General features: G+C 47.3%; 18 protein-coding genes and 1 riboswitch. Of the genes, 16 read left to right on the plus strand and 2 right to left on the minus strand.

What is annotated here, in order from left to right:
* The first annotated feature begins 294 nt into the window (after nt 1-294).
* Together MLD56_RS03960 and thiC are read left to right on the plus strand one after the other, a co-directional pair.
* Nucleotides 295-1,038, plus strand: a complete 744-nt coding sequence (locus MLD56_RS03960) for an IclR family transcriptional regulator (protein ID WP_029515778.1) — start codon at nt 295-297, stop codon at nt 1,036-1,038.
* 155 nt (nt 1,039-1,193) lie between these two features.
* A riboswitch (TPP riboswitch) is annotated at nt 1,194-1,306 on the plus strand.
* 187 nt (nt 1,307-1,493) lie between these two features.
* Complete coding sequence (gene thiC / locus MLD56_RS03965) at nt 1,494-3,338, plus strand: phosphomethylpyrimidine synthase ThiC (RefSeq protein WP_069011280.1); 1,845 nt, start codon at nt 1,494-1,496, stop codon at nt 3,336-3,338.
* 122 nt (nt 3,339-3,460) lie between these two features.
* Here the strand turns inward: thiC and MLD56_RS03970 are convergent, their stop codons facing one another.
* The gene (locus MLD56_RS03970; RefSeq protein WP_010348453.1) at nt 3,461-3,613 is read right to left on the minus strand and encodes a hypothetical protein; all 153 of its coding nucleotides are present in this window, start codon (nt 3,611-3,613) and stop codon (nt 3,461-3,463) included.
* 508 nt (nt 3,614-4,121) lie between these two features.
* On the opposite strand from MLD56_RS03970, the gene MLD56_RS03975 reads away from it, so the two are divergent.
* From MLD56_RS03975 to MLD56_RS03985, 3 genes are all read left to right on the plus strand, one after another.
* The gene (locus MLD56_RS03975) at nt 4,122-4,958 is read left to right on the plus strand and encodes a YitT family protein (RefSeq protein WP_029515776.1); all 837 of its coding nucleotides are present in this window, start codon (nt 4,122-4,124) and stop codon (nt 4,956-4,958) included.
* 322 nt (nt 4,959-5,280) lie between these two features.
* Entirely contained in the window at nt 5,281-5,919 is a 639-nt protein-coding gene (locus MLD56_RS03980; RefSeq protein ID WP_029515775.1) for an SdpI family protein, read from the plus strand.
* 44 nt (nt 5,920-5,963) lie between these two features.
* The gene (locus tag MLD56_RS03985) at nt 5,964-6,311 is read left to right on the plus strand and encodes a DUF1648 domain-containing protein (protein ID WP_029515774.1); all 348 of its coding nucleotides are present in this window, start codon (nt 5,964-5,966) and stop codon (nt 6,309-6,311) included.
* A gap of 73 nt (nt 6,312-6,384) precedes the next feature.
* Here MLD56_RS03985 and acnA read toward each other — a convergent pair whose 3' ends face one another.
* Nucleotides 6,385-9,096: an aconitate hydratase AcnA gene (gene acnA, locus MLD56_RS03990; protein ID WP_029515773.1), complete on the minus strand. Its 2,712-nt coding sequence runs from the start codon at nt 9,094-9,096 to the stop codon at nt 6,385-6,387.
* A 420-nt stretch (nt 9,097-9,516) separates the two neighbouring features.
* Here acnA and MLD56_RS03995 point away from each other — a divergent pair, with 420 nt between their 5' ends.
* The 11 genes from MLD56_RS03995 to MLD56_RS04045 all read left to right on the plus strand — a co-directional run bounded on the left by MLD56_RS03995 (nt 9,517) and on the right by MLD56_RS04045 (nt 21,413).
* On the plus strand, nt 9,517-10,512 hold the full coding sequence (locus tag MLD56_RS03995; protein ID WP_029515772.1) for an amidase domain-containing protein: 996 nt from the start codon (nt 9,517-9,519) through the stop codon (nt 10,510-10,512).
* Nucleotides 10,513-10,585: 73 nt separating this feature from the next.
* The gene (locus MLD56_RS04000; RefSeq protein WP_029515771.1) at nt 10,586-11,674 is read left to right on the plus strand and encodes a D-alanine--D-alanine ligase; all 1,089 of its coding nucleotides are present in this window, start codon (nt 10,586-10,588) and stop codon (nt 11,672-11,674) included.
* 99 nt (nt 11,675-11,773) lie between these two features.
* A complete protein-coding gene (locus MLD56_RS04005; RefSeq protein ID WP_007428793.1) occupies nt 11,774-12,097 on the plus strand; it encodes a hypothetical protein in 324 nt (107 codons plus the stop codon).
* A 139-nt stretch (nt 12,098-12,236) separates the two neighbouring features.
* The gene (gene uvsE, locus MLD56_RS04010) at nt 12,237-13,238 is read left to right on the plus strand and encodes a UV DNA damage repair endonuclease UvsE (RefSeq protein WP_029515770.1); all 1,002 of its coding nucleotides are present in this window, start codon (nt 12,237-12,239) and stop codon (nt 13,236-13,238) included.
* Between the two features lie 174 nt (nt 13,239-13,412).
* A complete protein-coding gene (locus tag MLD56_RS04015; protein WP_029515769.1) occupies nt 13,413-14,279 on the plus strand; it encodes an inositol monophosphatase family protein in 867 nt (288 codons plus the stop codon).
* A 39-nt stretch (nt 14,280-14,318) separates the two neighbouring features.
* Complete coding sequence (locus MLD56_RS04020) at nt 14,319-14,561, plus strand: hypothetical protein (RefSeq protein WP_029515768.1); 243 nt, start codon at nt 14,319-14,321, stop codon at nt 14,559-14,561.
* A gap of 124 nt (nt 14,562-14,685) precedes the next feature.
* On the plus strand, nt 14,686-16,416 hold the full coding sequence (locus tag MLD56_RS04025; RefSeq protein WP_239645136.1) for a sensor histidine kinase: 1,731 nt from the start codon (nt 14,686-14,688) through the stop codon (nt 16,414-16,416).
* On the plus strand, nt 16,394-17,953 hold the full coding sequence (locus MLD56_RS04030) for a response regulator transcription factor (RefSeq protein WP_029515766.1): 1,560 nt from the start codon (nt 16,394-16,396) through the stop codon (nt 17,951-17,953). The genes MLD56_RS04025 and MLD56_RS04030 overlap by 23 nt, the downstream gene beginning before the upstream one ends.
* A gap of 175 nt (nt 17,954-18,128) precedes the next feature.
* Nucleotides 18,129-19,421 carry an ABC transporter substrate-binding protein gene (locus MLD56_RS04035; protein ID WP_029515765.1) on the plus strand — a complete coding sequence of 431 codons (1,293 nt, stop codon included), beginning with the start codon at nt 18,129-18,131 and terminating at the stop codon, nt 19,419-19,421.
* Between the two features lie 238 nt (nt 19,422-19,659).
* Nucleotides 19,660-20,568 carry a carbohydrate ABC transporter permease gene (locus tag MLD56_RS04040; protein ID WP_029515764.1) on the plus strand — a complete coding sequence of 303 codons (909 nt, stop codon included), beginning with the start codon at nt 19,660-19,662 and terminating at the stop codon, nt 20,566-20,568.
* Between the two features lie 5 nt (nt 20,569-20,573).
* Nucleotides 20,574-21,413 (plus strand): carbohydrate ABC transporter permease, encoded by an 840-nt coding sequence (locus MLD56_RS04045; protein ID WP_013308762.1) that lies wholly within the window; start codon nt 20,574-20,576, stop codon nt 21,411-21,413.
* Nucleotides 21,414-21,473 lie beyond the last annotated feature (60 nt).

Consider the following 21,473-nt stretch of genomic DNA (forward strand, 5'->3'; position numbering starts at 1 on the left):
GCCTCCTTATATAAAATTGATCTTCGTTTCAATAGAATTTAGGTATAATTCCACTTGAAAATGATAGTGTATATCCGTATAGATACCTATTATCGTATGATGGGGGTTATCCAAAGTCAACGCCTGAACCGGAAAAGTAAAAATGATGCAAAGAATTGTCGATGTTTGTTCTCGTTCTGTAATATGGTTGTCACAAAAACATCGGTTTACAGTAGCCGCGACTATTCTATATAATTTATGTAACCATGTTTCATAGTGTGAAACGAATATGGATACAAGAGGAGCGGTTCACGAATGGAAGACCGTAAATTAACCGTTCGCGCTGTAGAGCGTGCACTTGATATGTTGCTGTGTTTTACCGCAGATTCGGATCTTGGCCTAACGGAGATTGCCTCCAAAATTGGTCTACATAAAAGCACGGTTCATCGGCTGCTGACTACGTTGGAGGATCGGGGCTTTGTCGTTCGGAATGCCGAAACGGAAAAATATCGACTTGGCTTCCGCATTTGGGAGCTATCCACACATTTGTCCCAAAGTGACGAGCCGGCGGTGTTGTTACAGCCTGCAATGGAAGGACTGCGTGACCGTCTGGGCGAAACGGTCAGCTTGTACTTACGGGACGGCAGCATGCGTATTCGCATACAAGCCGTGCAGAGCAATCAGGCGATCCGCAGGGTTGCGCCTGTGGGTGCGCGTATGCCGCTGGCTGTAGGAGCCTCCAGTAAGGTGCTGGCTGCCTTTATGCCGCCGCAGGAGCTGGAAGCCCTGCTAAGCGGGAATGAATGGCCGCCCTCGGTAGACGCGGAGGTCTATAAAGCCCAGCTGCAGGACATTCGCGAGAAGGGCTATGCGACCAGCTATGAAGAACGGGAGCCAGGGGCCGCTGCTGTGGCAGCACCAATTGTGAACCGGAAGGGACAGGTCACTGCGGCTTTATCTGTATCCGGTCCGGTCAGTCGGCTTGCACCCGAGACGCTACATGACTTTGCTCCGATTTTGATCGAAGCGGCGAAGGAAATGGGGCTTATGCTTCCGTAACAAGAATGAATGCAGTTGAAGCAAGCAAAGTGATTTGGTGAGGAGCGTCTTCTTGCTAAATGGAACCTAGAAGGGTTGCCAAAGCCATAAATTTGAAGTAGTCTGATAAGGATGGCGGGATGTCTGTTATGTCCGCCTCATGTGAATAGAAGTATCGCAGTTACTGGGGGAGCCTGTAATGCCGGGCTGAGATGGAATCGTGTAAGATTCCGGACCCTTTGCACCTGATCTGGATCATACCAGCGTAGGGAAGTAATCGGCCATTGAAATGTATACGCAGCTGCTGTCTACGGTGACGCATTGGAATAGGATTATTCCACATGTGCACGGTCTGGATAGCTGCCTCGTTAGATTAGCCGGTTCCCTCGGGAACCGGCTTTTTTGCATAGATCAGCGCCACCCTGGGAATGGTTCCGGATCGGTGTGTCATTTCATCGAAACAGGAGGAATGGACAATGAAGCCGACAGAAGTAGAAGGAACAAAAGGAACAGAATTTAAATCAGCAGAAGTAAGGTTGGCAGGAACAAGGGAAGTTGGGGTAGAGAAGACAAACGGGGAGCAAGCCAGTGGGGTAACGCCCTTTCCAGGGAGCCGTAAGGTATATATTCAAGGCTCGCGGCCGGACATTGCCGTCCCAGAGCGGGAAATTGCTCTTCATCCTACACATACGCCGCAGGGCACGGAGCATCATGAGCCATTGCGTGTGTACGATACGAGCGGTCCCATGACTGACGAAGCCTATCAGGTCGATATCCGTCAGGGCCTGCCTCCATTACGGCGAGCTTGGGCACTGGAACGGGGCGATGTGGAGGCTTACGAGGGACGCGCCGTCAAACCGGAGGATAATGGACTGAAACCTGGCTCCAAACGGGAGACAGTTGAATTTCCCGGCGTGACCAACCGTCCGCTTCGTGCTTCGCAAGGTCGTACAGTGACGCAAATGCATTATGCACGGCAAGGGATCATTACGCCCGAAATGGAATTTGCGGCGATCCGCGAAGGGGTGGAGCCTGAGTTTGTACGGCAGGAATTGGCGGCTGGACGAGCCATTTTGCCTTCGAATATCAATCACCCGGAAAGTGAGCCGATGGTCATTGGGCGTCATTTTCACGTGAAGATCAATGCGAACATTGGTAATTCTGCGGTTACCTCCTCGATTGAGGAGGAAGTGGAGAAAATGACCTGGGCTGTGCGTTGGGGCTCGGATACAGTTATGGACCTATCCACAGGCCGTAATATCCATACCACACGTGAATGGATCATTCGGAATTCTCCTGTACCGATTGGAACTGTGCCGCTGTATCAGGCACTTGAAAAGGTGAACGGCGAAGCAGAAGCGCTGACGTGGGAGTTGTATCGCGATACGCTGATCGAGCAGGCGGAGCAGGGAGTGGACTATTTTACAATTCATGCGGGTGTATTGCTGCGGTATATACCGATGACGGCGAATAGAATGACGGGAATTGTGTCCCGTGGCGGGTCGATCATGGCAGCCTGGTGCCTTGCGCACCATCAGGAGAATTTTTTGTATACACATTTTGAAGAAATCTGCGAAATTATGAAAGCCTATGATGTGGCCTTTTCTCTCGGGGATGGTCTACGTCCAGGTAGTATCTATGATGCGAATGATGAAGCACAGTTTGCAGAGCTGGAAACGTTGGGCGAGCTAACGCAAATCGCATGGAAGCATGATGTTCAGGTCATGATTGAGGGGCCGGGACATGTCCCTATGCATAAAATCAAAGAGAATGTGGATTTGCAAATGGAGATTTGTAAGGAAGCTCCTTTCTATACCTTGGGACCGCTCACGACGGATATTGCCCCCGGATATGATCATATTACCTCAGCCATCGGGGCGGCGATGATCGGTTGGTTCGGGACGTCCATGCTGTGCTATGTTACGCCTAAGGAGCATTTGGGTCTTCCGAATAAGGATGATGTCCGTGAGGGTGTCATTACCTACAAAATTGCGGCACATGCTGCCGATCTGGCGAAGGGCCATCCACGGGCGCAGCAGCGGGATGATGCTTTGTCCAAGGCACGCTTTGAGTTCCGCTGGCGGGATCAGTTCAATCTGTCGCTTGATCCCGAGCGGGCCTTGTCCTACCATGATGAAACGCTACCAGCAGAGGGAGCCAAGGAAGCACATTTTTGCTCGATGTGCGGCCCCAAATTTTGTAGTATGCGCATCACGCAGGACATTCGCGCCTATGCAGCGGATAAGGGGCTGAACACCGAAGAAGCAGTGGCCGCTGGGATGCGTGAGAAGGCAGAGCAGTATCGGGATGGCGGTCAGTAAAACGAATGTGTGAGTTTAGGAACGCATGAATCAAAAAAAGCCGTGGTTCTCTACAGTCGATGTAGGAAACTACGGCTTTTTGGCTTATGTAAAGCGAGTCATGCAACCGGATAAACGGCGCCTTATTTTTTACCCATTTTTTCATTCAAAATGTCCTGAAAGCTGAGCTTCTTCTCCGAGCTATCTTCTTTCTTCTGCATACTCACCGCGTTGGCACGTTGGTATTGGTGGTGAAAGGGCATCAGGGTGTGGACGGTTAAGTTCATTGTATTCATGTAGATCATTCCTCCAATTCCATATTGTCAAATTCAGATTGAGTTGCTTTGGACGTCTGTATAGGACTATTTGTATGTACTTGATGTCGCAATGCTATGTAGGTTGCTTGGTTATGTTTCAATCATTATACCCACATTTTTTCAAAGTAAAACGCTTTTGACATAAAACAGGAAGATGGTCATGTGTGTTCAAAATGCCGATTAGGAGGATGGTCGTTTTAGGGGAAAATGTGCCTAGGTCTAAAACAAGGGCTTGAGGCCCGTTTTCTTAGTTTAGTAGTCGGGATTGTGTTTTTTTGTCGAATAACCTTGTAAAAGGAGGGTTTTGCGGACTCCTCAAGTCAGGATTGAGGCAGTCTGGTGGCGAATTAAAGTGTCAAAGTTGTATTGACTTTATGTTTGGTAGTAGATACCATGAACTGGTTGTCAGCGTATTTTGACAACAAGAGTCAGCCAATCGATCTGGCGATTCATCCTTTGAAATGTTAGAGAGAGGATTAGAGCATATATGAAAAAATGTATTGCAGACATCGCATTTATTATTCTGGGTGCGTTTTTTTTCGCACTAGCTGTTAATCTGTTTGTGATCCCGAATGAGTTTGGCGAGGGGGGCGTTACAGGGGTCACAATCATCCTGTACTACCTGTTTCAGTGGTCTCCCTCGATCGTTAATCTGGTGATTAATGGCTTGCTGCTGATTGTCGGATATAAATTTTTGGACAAGAGAACGACCTTGTACACTATCATTGCGGTCGCTTTTAACTCGCTGTTTTTACATTTAACAGTCAACTGGCGGATTGATTCGCATGAGCCGACGATTAATGCCGTTTTTGCCGGAGTTTTGGTGGGGGTCGGCATTGGCTTAATCGTACGGGTAGGTGGCACAACGGCGGGAACGGTCATTTTAGCCCGGATTGCCAACAAGTATCTGGATTGGAATATCAGTTATGGCCTGCTGTTTTTTGATTTGATTGTCGCATTCTCTTCCTATTTTATTATTGGCCCGGAAAAATTGATGCTAACTATCGTTATTTTGTACGTTGGTACGAAGGTGATGGACTTCATGATCGAAGGACTGAACCCCAAAAAAGCGGTCATGATTATTTCGGAGCACCAAGATAAAATTGCCGAGATGGTCATTACGAAAATGGATCGTGGAGTTACTGTCCTGTCAGGCCACGGTTATTACACTAAAAATCCAAAAGAAGTGCTGTATATCGTCATTAGTAAACAAGAGGTATCGGCGCTCAAAAAGATAGTGAAAGCCATCGACACAGCAGCGTTTATCACCATTCATGACGTGCGGGACGTGTTCGGAGAAGGTTTTCTGGATATTTCGAAGTAGCTCGCGTGCGAAGGTTAGGTTATAGGAGAACATAGTTGGAAGTCGGTCCTGAGGGATCGACTTTTTTGCTTTGAGATGTTTATTTTAATAATCGAAATAGAGTAGATAGATAATAACTTCTTTTCGAAACAGAAGAAAAGCTATTTTTTGTAAAAAATATTGTGAATGTGACTTTGATCTCTTATTTTTTTGAAAAATATGCATTATGATCTGACAATAATATATATTTTATTAAAATATATTCATTTTTTATATTGAAGTATTATAAATGCACTTACTTCTAAAATCAACTGAGAAACAGTTTCAAGTGAGGTTGTTTTGAGTGGAGAATAACTATGATTTAAAAAAAGAATTTAAAAAGCCGTGGATTCAGATTTCTATTTTATTTATTATATTGCATTTTATAAATTCATTTATTATATTGCCTTCAATGAACCCGCTAAAGCTCCCTTTAGCTTTTTTTATTGTGTCATCAGGAGCGATGATTATCTCTTTTCTTATTGTTGTCTTGTATCCAAAATTCTCGAAACATAGAGAACAATTTTCTGAAAATAATTTGGTTCCATATCGTAAAATATGTTCCAGTGTGTTTGTTGTTCTAAATTTTATTTTTCTTTTTTTAATGTTACTGTATTCAAATGCTATTTACTTCAGTCCCTTAAATATAGTTTTATTGGTTTCAGCGATATCGCACTTAACAGTAGGTATCACATTCACTAAATTAACACCTAACCGTTTAATTGGTTTGAAGTTCCCATGGCTGCTTTCGAATGAAAAGGCATGGAAGAAGACGCATCGTATCTCTGCTTATATTTGGATAGCCTTTGGCTTAATCGGGATCGCTATAGGATTAGGACAAGAAGTTAATGTGTATATGGTGCTCGCTTCTTGTTTACCGACGATGATTAGTTTTGTTACTTCTCTCTTTCTAAGCCATAGGTATAAAAATATAGACTGCTGATATCTGTATAATGCGGATCGATTTAGCATATTAGGGGGATTTCCATGAGAAGTAAATTAAATTTTTCTAATGTATTGTCTTTTCTTATTTCTGTTTTGCCTTTCATTATCTACCTTTTCATGTATCCGAGAATGCCTAGGAATGTAGCAATCCACTACAATTTCAATGATGTGGCTGACCGTTTTGTTGACAAACCCTCCCCTGAGGTATGGTTGTTGTGTGGAATTAGCCTCATATCTTTTATAATTATGCTTATGCTCCAACCCTATTTCAGTCGTCAGTTCAAGAGCGAAGAAGGCTCTGCAATCATGGAAAGCCTGCCTGGTCTCTTCACACTTCTTATAACCCTCGTATTTGCAATCTTGGGTATATGTTTTCTTTTAAAGGCTTGAAGCATGTAAAAAATCCCCTCTCAATGTGCAGTTTCCACTGCATTTGGAGGGGATTTTGTTATTTATACGCTCTTTACTCTTGAATCATTTGACGCAATACGGTTTGCAGAATACCACCGTTGTGGTAGTAGTCGATATCGACGGTGCTGTCCAGACGGGCAATTACCGGGAATTCGAACTTTGTGCCATCCTCGCGTTTAGCCACAACTGTAAGCTCTTGACCAGGCTTCACGTCATTGTTAATGCCGAGGATGTCGAAGGTTTCACGACCATTGAGGCCCAAGCTGGACCAGCCATAGCCTTCCTGGAATTGCAGAGGTAGTACACCCATGCCAACCAGGTTACTGCGGTGAATCCGCTCGAAGCTTTCGGCAATGACAGCCTTAACGCCCAGCAGAAGCGTACCTTTGGCCGCCCAGTCACGAGAGCTGCCTGTGCCGTATTCCTTACCAGCAATGACGATCAGGTTCTGATCGGCTGCCTGATATTTCATGGACGCATCATAGATGGACATTTCCTCATCCGTTGGCAAGTATTTGGTCACGCCGCCTTCAGTACCTGGAGCCACATTGTTGCGGATACGGATGTTGGCGAATGTACCGCGCATCATGACCTCGTGGTTACCGCGACGGGAGCCGTAGGAGTTGAAATCCTTGCGTTCCACGCCATGCTCCTTCAAGTACAGTCCTGCCGGGCTGGAAGGAGCAATGTTGCCTGCTGGTGAGATATGGTCCGTCGTGACCGAATCATTCAACAGGGCAAGCACACGGGCATTACGGATTTCCTTGATATCCTGCACGCCATCCTGAAGTTTTTCAAAGAATGGTGGATTTTGAATATAAGTTGATTTTTCATCCCATTCATACAGTTCGCCTTCAGGAACCGGAATGGAGTTCCATTTTTCATTGGCAGTAAATACATTTTCATATTTGCGACGGAACATATCCGGGCTGAGAGACAGGCTGATGGCTTCCTTGATTTCCTCGGAAGTGGGCCAAATGTCTTTCAGGTAGACAGGCTGATTGTCCTGATCGTAACCGAGCGGATCATTCACCAAATCAATGTTCACTGTACCTGCCAGCGCATAAGCGACAACCAGTGGCGGTGAGCCGAGATAGTTGGCTTTGACCTGCGCATGCACACGGCCTTCAAAGTTCCGGTTACCGGAAATAACTGCGCCAACCGTTAAATCATGGTCTGTGATAGCTTGACTCACTTCGTCAGGAAGTGGGCCGGAGTTACCGATACAGGTTGCGCAGCCGTAGCCTGCTACATGGAAGCCGAGGGCTTCGAGCGGTCCGATTAATCCCGCTTTTTGCAGGTATTCCGTCACGACGAGGGAGCCTGGCGTCAAGCTTGTTTTAACATAGCCTGGCTTTTTGAGCCCACGCTGCACTGCCTTTTTGGCCAGCAAGCCCGCACCGAGCATAACGCTTGGATTGGAGGTATTCGTGCAGCTTGTGATAGCCGCAATAACGACTGCTCCTGTACCTAACTCGCTGGTGGAGCCGTCCGGATGGGTCAGCGGAATCTTCTGTGCGATTTTTTCATCGCTCAGTCCATAGCCGCCCTTGTCCACCGGGGTACGAATAATGCCTTCAAACGTTTCTTTCATGCGGCCAAGCTCAACACGGTCCTGCGGACGTTTGGGTCCGGCGAGACTCGGTACAACCGAAGCTAGATCCAGCTCAATGGTATCGCTGAACACAGGGTCCGGTGTATCGGATGTGCGGAACATGCCTTGGGCCTTGTAATATTCCTCTACGAGGCTTACTTGCTCATCGGAACGTCCAGTGCTGCGCAGGTAGGCCAGTGTTTCCGCATCGACCGGGAAGAAACCAATCGTTGCGCCGTATTCCGGTGCCATGTTGGCAACTGTCGCACGGTCAGCCAAGCTGATGTTAGCCAGACCAGGCCCGTAAAACTCTACGAATTTGCCGACTACGCCTTTTTTACGCAGCATTTGTGTAACAGTGAGCGCCAGATCGGTGGCGGTAGAGCCTTCCGTCAGACTGCCTGTCAGCTTGAAGCCAATCACATCGGGAGTGACAAAATACAGCGGTTGCCCCAGCATACCCGCCTCTGCCTCAATCCCGCCGACACCCCAGCCAACAACACCAAGGCCGTTAATCATCGTGGTATGGGAGTCTGTTCCTACGAGGGAATCTGGAAAGACGACCGTTTCACCGTCAATGGTTTTGGTAGCGGCAACGGAGGCGAGATATTCCAGATTGACCTGATGGACGATACCTGTGGATGGCGGAACGGCGCGGAAGTTGTTGAACGCCGTTTGCGCCCAGCGCAGAAAACGGTACCGCTCCTCGTTACGTTCAAACTCTACATTAATGTTGTAATCCAGCGCATCACTGGTACCGAAAGCATCGACCATGACCGAGTGGTCGATAACGAGATCGACGGGAACGAGCGGATTGATTTGCTTCGGGTCCCCGCCTGCTTTTTTCACCGTATCACGCATAGCTGCCAAATCGACAACCACGGGGACACCGGTAAAATCCTGTAGCACGATGCGTGCAGGAATGAACGGAATCTCCTTGTTGGTGTCCCGATCCTCAGCCCAGCCTGTCAGCTGCTGTACATGTTCTTCAGTGATGGCGCGTCCGTCAAATTGGCGAACCGCGGCTTCCAGCAACACTTTAATGGAGAAAGGCAGCTTGGCGATACCGCTTTTTCCTTGTTCCTCCAGTGCCTTAAGACTGTAGTAGCGATAAGGCTTCCCGTTAACTTCCAGACTACGGGCGATGGAGAATTGATCTTTTCCTGACATAAGTATTACCTCCTTGAAGTGAATGCTTGGGGGAAAATAGGGATGTCGTTTTTTCGACGTCTTGCCCAGTTGGTTTAAATTGGTTGCGTTCTCAATTACATCTTCAGTGCTTCTTAACGTGTTAGAGGTTGTGATGAATGCAATTTGTTTCATTAGATGAAACGTGATTTCAAAATGATTGCTTTTGGATTAAGTATACCGTTTTCAGACAGTTCCGTAAAGTTTTTTTGGCCTAAATGATGCGTTGCAGATTGGAAAATAAAGCGTCCCGCTCCCTCGCGTTTCGATGTTCATACCAAGCTTTAGAGATTCATACTTATAGATAGAGAGCATTTCAGACCAGAGAGGCAAGAAAGGAAGTTATACATCATTCCGGTTATCCCCGGAAAAGGATAGCGGGACGAATATGGAGGGATTGGGATGGGGGAGCGGGAATGGAAACAGGCCCTTTTTGCTTACGTGAATCAATACAATCGCAGTGAAGTGAATGGTGTACCGCAGCCGGATGAGTATCTGGAGGTGGGGCAGCGGATGGAACGAGCAGCACGTGCGGCCAGATTGGAGCAGTGGTACAACGAACGGGATGCTGTTCCCCTACGCAGCGAGACACGCGCCAAGCCGCTACGAATGGTGCAGGATACGCCGGATGAGGCTGTGGTAGATGTACAACTGCATGTCCGACTCTTTTATGAGAAGGGCGGGATGACTCACCGGGAGGATCGGATTGAACGGGAGCGTCTGACGTTCACACGCGAGGGTGAAGCCTGGCAGGTAGCGAGAATTGAGCGAGATCCGGCAGAAAGGAAGCCAGCGGGGGGAGAGGTTCCTTTTGAACAGGCTTCGTTTAATCAGGGAGGGAGTTTGCCGCTGCTGAATCGCGGTGTGCTGGGCTTTGGTACGTCCGCACGTCCCAGCCGATATCGCCGTGAAGAAGCAGCGGCTTATGCAGATCAGTGGTGGGATAGCTTTAACCCAGAGTTTGAAGGTTTTGATGTGGATTGCACCAATTATATCTCGCAATGCCTCTTTGCAGGGGGCGCACCGATCCACTATACTGGTAAAAGAGAATCGGGCTGGTGGTATAAAGGACGGGTCGCCGGACGTGAGCTGTGGAGCTACAGTTGGGCAGTTTCCAACAGTCTGGAGCGGTATTTGGGCTCCAGCTCATGGGGTTTGACTGCTGAGCAGGTGAGTCGACCGGAGCAGCTCATGCTGGGGGACGTCATTTTTTACGATTGGGATGGTGACGGAACCTTTCAGCACAGCACGGTGGTAACGGCCTTTGATGCGGGCGGCATGCCGCTAGTCAATGCGCATACGGTAAGCTCCAGACATCGTTATTGGGACTATAAAAATTCGTATGCGTGGACCGACAACACGGTATATCGCTTTTATCACATCGCCGACTATTTTTAAATGAGATGATGGATAACAGGTATAGTGACGCAAATCAGTCATAATGACGAAAGTAGGAAAGCGGAGGATAGGCATGGCAAATCAAAAATTGACCGTAGGGCTGGTGTACGGTGGCAAATCGGGCGAACATGAGGTTTCGCTGCAAACGGCGTATGCGGTAATGAACGCATTTAACTATGAGAAATACGAGATTATTCCTTTTTATATTACGAAGGCTGGCGATTGGCGTAGAGGGGCGCTATTAAGCGCTCCTCTGGCTTCTGTAGAGCAATTGAAGCTGGAACGTGCAGAGGGCGGTACCAAGGCGGCATTAGATACGTTGTTCGGCAAGCTGTACGGAGAGCAGACGCTGGATGTGCTGTTTCCGTTGCTGCACGGCACCTTTGGCGAGGACGGAACGATTCAGGGTCTGTTCGAAATGGCGGATATGCCTTATGTCGGTGCAGGAGTGTTGGCTTCGGCAGCAGGTATGGATAAAGGCGTCATGAAGAAGCTGTTTGAGCATGCAGGATTGCCGCAAGTGAAATACTGTTATTTTAATAGTACACAGTGGGCCCAAACCAGTCATGATCTGGTACGTAATATGGAAACCGAGCTAGGTTATCCTTGCTTTGTCAAACCGGCCAATCTGGGATCAAGTGTCGGTATTTCCAAAGCCAGCAACCGAGAAGAGCTGGAAAAGGCTGTAGATCTGGCTTTGCAATTTGACCTGAAGGTGATTGTCGAGGAGTACGTCGATGCCCGTGAGATTGAGGTCAGCGTACTTGGCAATGACGAGCCGATTGCCTCGGTACCGGGTGAAATTGTATCGTCGAGTGATTATTATGATTATGCTGCCAAATATACGGATGGCCAATCGGAAATGCTTATTCCGGCACCGTTGGATGAGGAAGTGGCAGATCGGATTCGTGAAGCCGCATTACAAGCATTCCGCGCGCTGGAAGGCTGCGGGATTTCCCGTGCCGATTTCTTCGTCAGACGCTCGGACGGACATATTCTTATTAATGAAGTGAATACGATGCCTGGTTTTACACCGTTCAGTATGTATCCATTACTGTGGAGAGAAACTGGCGTATCCTATACAAGTCTGCTGGATCGCATGATTGCTCTTGCACTGGAGCGTTATGAGCGCAGGTCGGCACTGCACTACGAGAACTCATAAACGAAACAAAGGGGAGCTGATCACTCTCCTTTTTGTTCATATATGGCACTTACTTGAGCATTTCACTCAACCCTTAATGATGAAAGGTGGCGGCTACACATGGGCTTTCAAACTGAATTTAACTCCGTGTGCAAATTCAAGAGCGAACAAGAGCTTTACGAACTGCTGGAATACGGACGTGGCAAAATGGTTAAATCCGGGCTGCGCGTGTTTCCGACAGGCCAGAAGGTCATTGCTTACAGCGTGGACAACGTGGCAGTAGCCATCGTGCAGATTGTGGGCTGTATCGCCGAAATTAATTTCCAGGGCGATGAAGTGACCGAAGTTGAAATGATCCTCATTCGTAAGCTGAATGAAGAGGAATCAAGAATTCAGACCGCATTGGCGGATGAAATGTTTTTTGGAGCACAGCAGCAATCCTAGCTGTTTGCTTCTTGCAATTTGTGCGATAACACCGAATCAGCATGTGCTTTTCCGGGTATGATCAGTAGAAAAGGGTTTTAGGTCACAGAACGAAAGCGGCCTTACCATCTACTGCGAACTACTGAAAGGAAGACACCCTATGATCGTAAGGTTAGGTTATGTAGCCATGTCGGTTACCGTGCAAAATGCATCCCCCTCTAAAACCATGACGATGGCCAGCTTTAACAAGATTGGAGACCGAGAAGCTGCGATCCGCAAGCTAGAACGGATAGCAGCCGAAAATCTCCATAATACATTGAGGCTGCTACGCCATAATCGTGCTAGTGATATCCAGGTCTATCGTTTCTCATCCAAGCTGATTCCGCTCGCGACCCATCAGGATCTGCGGGATTGGGACCCGTTTCAGGCGCTTGCTACTGACTTCGCAGAGGTTGGGAACTATGTCAAGGCGAATAGGATGAGGGTATCGTTTCATCCCGATCATTTTACAGTGTTAAGCACTCCCCGTCCTGAGGTGTTGGAGAGCTCCATTAATGACTTGAAGTACCACAAAGCGATGCTGGAGGCCATGGGGCTCGGTGCCGAAGCCAAGAACAACATTCATATTGGTGGTGCATACGGAGATAAGGTGACCTCAGGCCAGCGTTTTGTAGAGCAGGTTAGTGCTCTGGATCTTTCGTTAAGAGAACGTTTGACGCTGGAAAATGATGATAAAACATTCAATGCGGTGGAAACACTGGAAGCTTGCAAAATAACGGGCTTGCCGATGGTTCTCGATATTCATCATCAATGGGTCAATAACGAGGGTGAGAAGCCGTGGGAGCTATGGCCAGACATATTGAATACCTGGAAAGGGGAATTGGCCCAAGCCGGATCTTCTACTGATCATCCATTGCCGCCCAAAATTCATGCCTCCAGTCCCAAAAGTGAAAAAGACCCTCGTGGTCATGCAGACGGTGTTCTGGTGGAGCCGTTGCTGACCTTTCTGCGCAATATTGCTGGATATACGGATCGGATTGATGTCATGCTTGAAGCCAAGCTTAAGGATGAAGCGTTATTCGGATTGATGAATGAACTGCGTCTTCAGGAAGATAATGGGGTCAAAGTGCTGGATGGGGCTTCCGTAGAAATTATGCCTTAGAAAGTAGTATTTTGCGGATAAAGCTCTCATTTGGGGAAACTTTATGCAGTTTATTGTGTATACTAGAATGTGTAAACTAGCAAACTTGTACTGAAACAGAGATGGTTAAGAGACTGTGCTGTAGGCCAGCTTCGTAAACCACGTAACAATGATATAGAAAGTAGAGTGAACACGTTGAACGAACATGAAAACGAAAAGGTTCCCTATATCGTATCAGGAAAAAGCTATACGGCCGTGGCTATTAACGCGGCATCCAAAGCCGGGGAATGGATTAAGAGCAAGCTGGGAACTGTTGAACATTTGAATACCAAACAGTCTCCTACGGATCTAGTGACCGAGGTAGATAAAGGTGCAGAACAGATGATTCGCAGACTGATTCTGACCCATTTTCCCGATCATGCGATTTTGGGTGAAGAAGGTGTAGAGCCGGGAGCCGAAGCTTCGGCCCGCGCACTAGAGGCTGCCCGTGAAGAGGAATATTTATGGATTATTGATCCGGTAGATGGCACGACCAATTTTGTACACAGTCTGCCGTATTACAGTGTGTCTATTGCCTTGGCCCATCGTGGAGAGGTGATTGTCGGGGTTATTTATGATCCGTCCCGTGATGAAATGTTTGTAGCGGAAAAAGGAAAAGGCGCATATGTGCATGGTAATCGCATGCAAGCCTCAAGAGAAGAAACACTGGGAGATAGTCTGGTGTGCATCGGCTTCCCGCCAGATCGTACGTATGCACAACCGCTAAATATGAAAATCACGCAGGTTCTTACACCTCAGGTACGCGGCATTCGGGCGCTGGGCTCGGCAGCATTGCATCTGGCTTATGTGGCGTCGGGACGGTTATCGGCCTATTGCGAAATTGGTTTGAATGCGTGGGATGTAGCAGCGGGCGCTTTGCTGGTGCAGGAATCAGGCGGTACCATTACCGATACATTGGGCAGACCTTATGACCTGAGTGTACGGCATATTGCAGCTACGAATACAGCTATTCATTCTCAACTTATTCAAGTGCTGAAAGAAGCAGACGCAACCGGGTTATAATTCTACGTAGGGACCATCACCCTAAAGGAGGAAATCGCGATGAGTCAATCCGAAGAATTGGAACGCCAGCTCAGTGAACTGCTGACGGAAGGCGAAATTCGTGAGAATGAGGCCCAAAAGCGGGAACGGCTCAGCCCTAAATATGAGGTGCGGGTTCAGACTCATATCGATCCCATTGTTGAGGAAACGCGTAAATACCGGAGTATGGCACGGGAACTTGATGACCGATACGACGAATATATGAGCAAGGCGGACAAATCGAAACCAACCGATCAACGCTAAGCAAATGCAAATACCTCTTGCCGAATGACCAAGGCATGGGGTATTTTGTATGTTATAAAGGAGGCGACAATCACTGATTACCTACTTTAAAAGCGCTTACAAAAATGCTGGAATCCATCATAAAATGGTACTGCTGATCACGGTGCTTATGCTGGTTAATTTTGCAGTTGTTGCAGTCATACTTAAGTACGTATTTCACATTTATGATAATCAAATGTACAAAAAAACATCCGAAGTACTCAATATTTCTTCAATCGGTATAGAAAATGAGCTGAAGGATGTGGAAAAAGTTACTTTCAAGGTAACAACGGACGAGCAGCTTCAACGTTATTTGCTGCAATTGGAAAAAGAGAAATCCCCTTATGCCAAAATGGTGCTGCGTAAAAAAATAACGAATAGGCTTGTCGCCTTTGCCGGCTCTGAAACCTATGTCTATTCTATGATGGTCATCGACAAAGAGGGACAGGTCATGAGTGCGGGCAACCGCGAAGGTATTCCCCAAGAGCTTCGATCCACCCTGTCGGAGCTGGCAGACGAACATGACGGTTCCAATGCATGGTATGCCGCAGGTCATTCCTCCTTGCTGGCAGCTCGGCAGTTCAAATCCTTTACCGATTCCAATTTTACGCTGAATGGGCTCGGAACGCTTGCGATTCGTGTACGAATTGACCGGATTGTAGCGGACCGTGTGCAAACCTCCGGTCGTGACGGACAACTGATGATTACAGATGGAAGGCGGATGATTTATCCCGAAACACCACTTTTGAGTGAGAGTGATATTCAGGCCGAGCTGGGCCGGAAGCAGCCTTACGGGATTGCGACCTACTCAGGAGGAACCTTTTTCGCTGCTCAAATCAAATCTTCTTATACGGATTGGACGTATTTGCATATGACCCCCTTCGATGATATGTTTCGCAGCATTACGATTATCAAAGAAGTTGTAAGCGCTATTTTTGTCATTATGCTTCTTATCGCATTGGCTCTGGGGGCTAGATTGTCAGGGAGCATTACCAAACCGATCGTTCAATTAATCCAGAACATGCGTAAAATAGAAAAAGGCGATCTCGACCGTTTGGAAGAGGAAGCACTTGGTGCGGTCCCCCTTTCCACACAGGATGAGGTAGGCTTGCTTCATCGAACGTACAAGAAAATGATTCGCCGCATTCGTGAGCTCATTAATGAGAATGTTGCCAAGCAGCTATTACTGCGGGAAACAGAGCTAAAGGCGCTCCAGGCCCAGATTAATCCACATTTTTTATACAATACATTAGAGTCCGTGAACTGGCTCGCCAAGGCCAATAAACAGGACCGGATTTCAGAGATGGTGGAAGCACTTGCTTTTCTACTGCGCAGTGCGGTCAGTTTTGAAGAGCAGCTGATTCCGCTTCGAAAAGAGCTGGATATTGTAAGGAGCTACGTAACGATCCAAAAAACACGTTTTGATGAACGTCTCGTTTTCCATCTGGATATTCCGGAAGAACTGATGGATGCACAAATTCCGAAGCTAACGCTTCAGCCCTTGGTGGAGAATGCCATTCATTATGCGCTGGAGCCGCGAATTGAACCCTGTCAGATTGCTATTATTGCGAGAGAAAGCGAGGGTGCTCTATTTCTGCGAGTTGAAGATGACGGACCGGGAATGACGCCGGATTTCTTGGAAAAGCTGCGAAGCGGGCAGGTTACGACTCGTGGGCAGGGCATTGGACTTACGAATATTCAGGAACGGATTAACCTGACATTTAGTACACCTTGGGGGATAGAGCTGCATAGCGAGTCAGGAACAGGAACGTCGATTCATGTCTGTATTCCATATGTGAAAGGGGATCAGGGTCGTGTACAAGGTGCTACTGGTTGATGATGAGCGTATGATTTTGGAAGGCATATCACAGGTGGTTGATTGGGGGAAAGCAGGCACGAGATTGGTTGGCACGGCACGTAACGGGATTGAGGCTTATGATCAGATTCAAGCCAGCCCACCTGATTTTGTGATTAGCGACATCTCTATGCCAGGACTAGACGGTATCGGACTGGTTGCCAAAACGACGGAGCATTTTCCAGACGTCCGTTTCATTCTGTTGTCTGGCTACAAAGATTTTGATTATGCCTGTCGGGCCATGCAATACGGGGTGAAGCACTACTTGTTGAAGCCATGCAATGAGCGGCAAATTCATGAGGCTCTGACCGAGTTGGGACAGGAGCGGGAGGAGCAGGAAGAACGCAAGCAGTTTGTAAACCGGATGAAGCTAGATTTTCAGCGTATGCTGCCTCATGTGAAGGAACACTTTTTGAAGGAGTTTATTTCCTATAAAACTTACGGTAGCCGCGATATCGCATTTTATGAGCGGTTATTCGGAATTGAATTGCAAGATAAGCAGGTTCGAATGCTGCTGCTGCGGGTGGAGGAATCCCATGAGCCGGAGCATCTGTTTGCATTGCAAAATATAGCGGCAGATTTGATGGATGATGTCTTGCTCAGTACGACCATGCAGGGGCAATTGCTCATTGTGCTGGAAAGTGAGGATGATACGTCACGGTTTATGAAACAGATTGAAGCGGTACGTGCGACATTTCATCGCTTTTACAAACTGGAGGTAACGGTCGCAGTTAGTGAGTCGGATAGTATGCAGCATTCACGGGGGATGTACCGGGAGACACTGCATTGTATGAATCACCGTTTTTACACCGGGGAGGGCAGTCTGATTACGAAAGAGGATTTAGCGGCTGAGGATACCCGGGAGATGGCAGATTTGGAGCTGGACGAGGAGAAGTTCGGTCTGCTGATCAAGGCTGGAAATACGGTGGAGGTTGCACAGGAAGTGGATCGGTTATTCGGTATTTTGTCCCGGATGAAGCTGGAAATCTCTGTGACCCGCTCTTATGTGCTTCAGCTCTATGCCGCTATGATCCGTATATGCCCTGAAGAAGAGCGTGCGGCGTTTACGAGCCGAATGGTGGTGCTGGCAGAGCAAAAAACGCTGGCATGTCTCAAATCTTTTGTACAGGAAGCTGCCGAACGAATGACCGCAATCTATTATAAAAGTAATGTGTATCGCCAATCTTCTACCGTTGATAAAATGATCACTATTATTGAGCAAAACTACAGAAAATCCGATTTGTCGCTGAACGGAGTGGCAGGCCAAATGCTGTATATGAATTCCGACTACTTAGGGAAGATTTTCAAAAAGGTGACTGGGGAAAACTTCTCACACTACGTCAATCGTTATCGGATCGAACGTGCGGCTGAGCATATTCGAGAGACAGGAGATGTAAAGGTGTTTGAGCTGGCCGAATGGTTCGGCTTTGGCGGGAACGCGCAATATTTTAGCCAGGTGTTCAAAAAATGGGCAGGTATGACGCCTTCCGAGTACATTAAATCACACGAGAGGGGATGAGCTGATGGAGTCCCACTGTTTTTTAAACCCAGGAAACCTGATTTGTGTATTCCAATGCTTCTCAGCTTTTGGGAAAATAACAACAGGAGCTAATGTAAACGCTATCAAAAATGCGTAAATACGTTGTCACTTGTAATTTGGCTCCTTTCTAGAACAGCGAAAAGGGGAGAGATAGGTGGGCAAAAAGGGATGGTTTCTGATTATAGCTATGCTGCTCGTTTTGACGACAGCATGTAGCGGAGCGGACGGCGGCGGCAATTCGGGCACAAGTGCAGACGGGAAAGTAAAGTTACGTATCGCTTGGTGGGGATCGGATACGCGTCATGAATACACGCAGAAGGTCGTTGATTTGTATAAGCAGAAAAATCCTAATGTAACGATCGATGTGGAATATGCCTCTTTTGATGACTATTGGAAAAAGCTCGCCCCACAGGCTGCGGCTAATCAGTTACCGGATATCGTGCAAATGGACATTTCGTACATTAGCCAATATGCAAAAAATGGTCAACTGGAGGATCTCGCGCCTTACTTAAATCAAAAAATTCAGGTCGCTGACGTGAACGAAAATGTACTCAGTACCGGCGTAATAGCAGGAAAGCAATATGGTATTCCAACAGGTGTCAATGTTCTGGGTTTCCAGTATGATCCGGCGCTGCTCAAAAAAGCGGGCATAGACAAAATTCCTGACAACTGGACATGGGATCAATACAAAGAAATGGCTTTAAAGGCAGCTTCCAATAAAGTATACTTTGACAGCTCAATGGCTGCCGATATTTTCTTCCACTATTATTTGCGTACGCAAGGAAAGACTCTCTACAATGCGGAAGGGACAGGATTGGGGTATGACGATGATAAGCTGTTTGTTGACTTCTTCAGCGGATTGGCTGATCTGATTAAGAAGGGAGCGACCCCGCCTCCTGAAATTATGAACCAGACCAAGGGGATTCTTGAGGAATCCGATATCGTAAAAGGAACAGGCATCGGTATTTGGCAGTGGTCCAATCAGTATGTAGGTTTACAGCAGGTTGTTAACCGCCCCATGGCACTGGCACCAATGTTTGGGCCGAATATGGAAAAAGGCGTATACATGCAGCCTACGATGTACTGGACGGTTGCTTCCCGTTCACAGGTGAAGGATGAGGCCGCAAAGTTTATTGATTTCTGGATGAATGATGTGGAAGCGAATAAATTGATTAAAGGCGAACGTGGCGTACCGATTTCCTCCAAAATCAAGGAAGCTGTTGCGCCAGAGTTAAGCGAGCCTACGAAGCAGGTGTTTGAATTTGTAGCTTCCATGGAGCCGAAGGCTTCTCCAATGAGCCCGCCGCCGCCAGTCGGATCGCCGGAAGTGATTGCGACTCTGACCGATTATATTGAGCAGGTCAATTTTGGACAGATGACACCAGAAGACGCAGCGGCCAAATTCCGGGCTGATGCGAATACTATCCTTGCGAATAACAAGCAATAATGAGCGCAATGTGACCTTTAGGATATCTGACACTGTTTTAGCATAAGATCGATATGATCGAAGGAACGTTTCGTTAAGTTAACCGTGCGTAGTCCAAAGCATGATTGCGCACGGTTGATTGGACGAACCGACTGCATAAGCACCCTTTGCAGACATCACAATATTATTCACATAACAACGAATTATTAATATTATAAAGTTTTGCTAATTCTTTAGAATGCAACAGAAGGGAGGCTTGATGAGCTTGCGAAATCATCAGAGCTTGAAAGCCAATATGACCGGATATGCGTTTATCAGCCCGTTTATTGTGGGCTTTCTGGCGTTTACGTTAATTCCAATGTTTATTTCGCTGTATCTGTCCTTTACCACCTACAACCTGTTCACCCCGCCCAAATGGATTGGTCTGGGTAACTTCGAAAAAATGTTCACAGGCGACCCGAAATACTGGAATTCGATCAGGGTCACGTTTACGTATGTATTGGTCGGTGTACCGTTGCGACTGATTTTCGCGCTGTTTGTGGCTATGATTTTGAATACCAAGTCGCGTATGGTCGGCACCTATCGGACGATGTACTATCTACCGTCGATTATCGGGGGCAGTGTTGCGGTATCCATTATGTGGCGGAACATTTTCAGTAATAACGGCATAGTGAACAGCCTGCTTTCGACCTTAGGGGCGACTCCGGTGAAGTGGTTTGGTGACCCGGATGCTTCGCTTACGATGCTAATCACCTTGTCCGTATGGCAATTTGGCTCCTCCATGCTGATTTTTCTGGCAGGTTTGAAGAACATTCCTGTTGAATTGTACGAGGCGTCCAGTGTAGATGGCGCTAAGCCAGTACGAAAATTTTTCAGTATTACGCTACCGTTGCTTAGCCCCATTATTCTATTTAATCTGATTATGCAGACGATCAGTGCCTTTATGACCTTCGTCCCGGCTTATGTTATTTCTAAGGGCGAAGGAGGCCCGATGGATGGAACGATGCTGCATTCACTGTATCTGTTCCGACAGGCGTTTATGTTCAGCAACATGGGATATGCGGCAGCCATGGCTTGGGTCATGCTCATTATGATTGGGATACTGACAGCGATATTATTTATAACCTCCAGATACTGGGTATTTTATGAAACGGAAAAGGGGTGCTGATAACGATGGCATGGAAAACGGTCAAATGGCCAATTTATCACATACTGGTTGCTGCACTGGCGCTCCTGATGCTGTATCCCGTTTTTTGGATGCTGTTCAGCTCGTTTAAAGAAAGTCGGACGATATTCGTCACGGCATCCTCGCTTTTCCCTACAGAATGGATCTGGCAAAACTATGTAACAGGCTGGAAAGGAACGACTGGCTACAACTTTGGCACGTACATTCTGAACTCGCTCACGATCGTGGTGATTTCAACGATTGGAGCCGTGCTTTCCTCCTCATTGATCGCATTTGGCTTTGCGCGCTTGAAATTCAAAGGGCGTAACTTGTGGTTTGCTTTGATGATGGTGACGCTTATGCTACCAGGGGATGTGGTACTGGTACCGCAATATATTATTTTCACCAAGCTCGGTTGGATCAATACGATCTTACCGTTGGTGGTACCCTCCTTTTTCGGGATGCCGTTCTTCATCTTTCTGATGGTGCAGTTTATACGAACGATTCCAGGAGAGTTGGATGAAGCGGCGACGATTGATGGATGCGGCAAGTTCCGGCTGTATTTTAGAATTATTTTACCCTTACTCAAGTCGTCGTTGGCTACAGCGGCAATCTTCTCTTTCTACTGGAAGTGGGAGGATTTGCTAGGTCCGGTACTGTATCTGAATTCGCCGGAGAAATATACCGTATCTATTGCACTCAAGATGTTCCTCGACAGCGAGTCGGCTTCCAACTGGGGAGGAATGTTCGCGATGTCTATCCTAAGCCTGCTTCCAGTTATCGCTGTATTCTTCGCATTCCAGAAGCAAATTGTAGAAGGAATGAGTACAAGTGGTTTGAAGGGATAAGATTCAAAATCCATAGCGTGAGGATATGAGGCTTACGAGTGGAAATGGAAGGTATCCGGG

This window comes from Paenibacillus peoriae (genome assembly GCF_022531965.1).
Taxonomy (GTDB): domain Bacteria; phylum Bacillota; class Bacilli; order Paenibacillales; family Paenibacillaceae; genus Paenibacillus; species Paenibacillus polymyxa_D.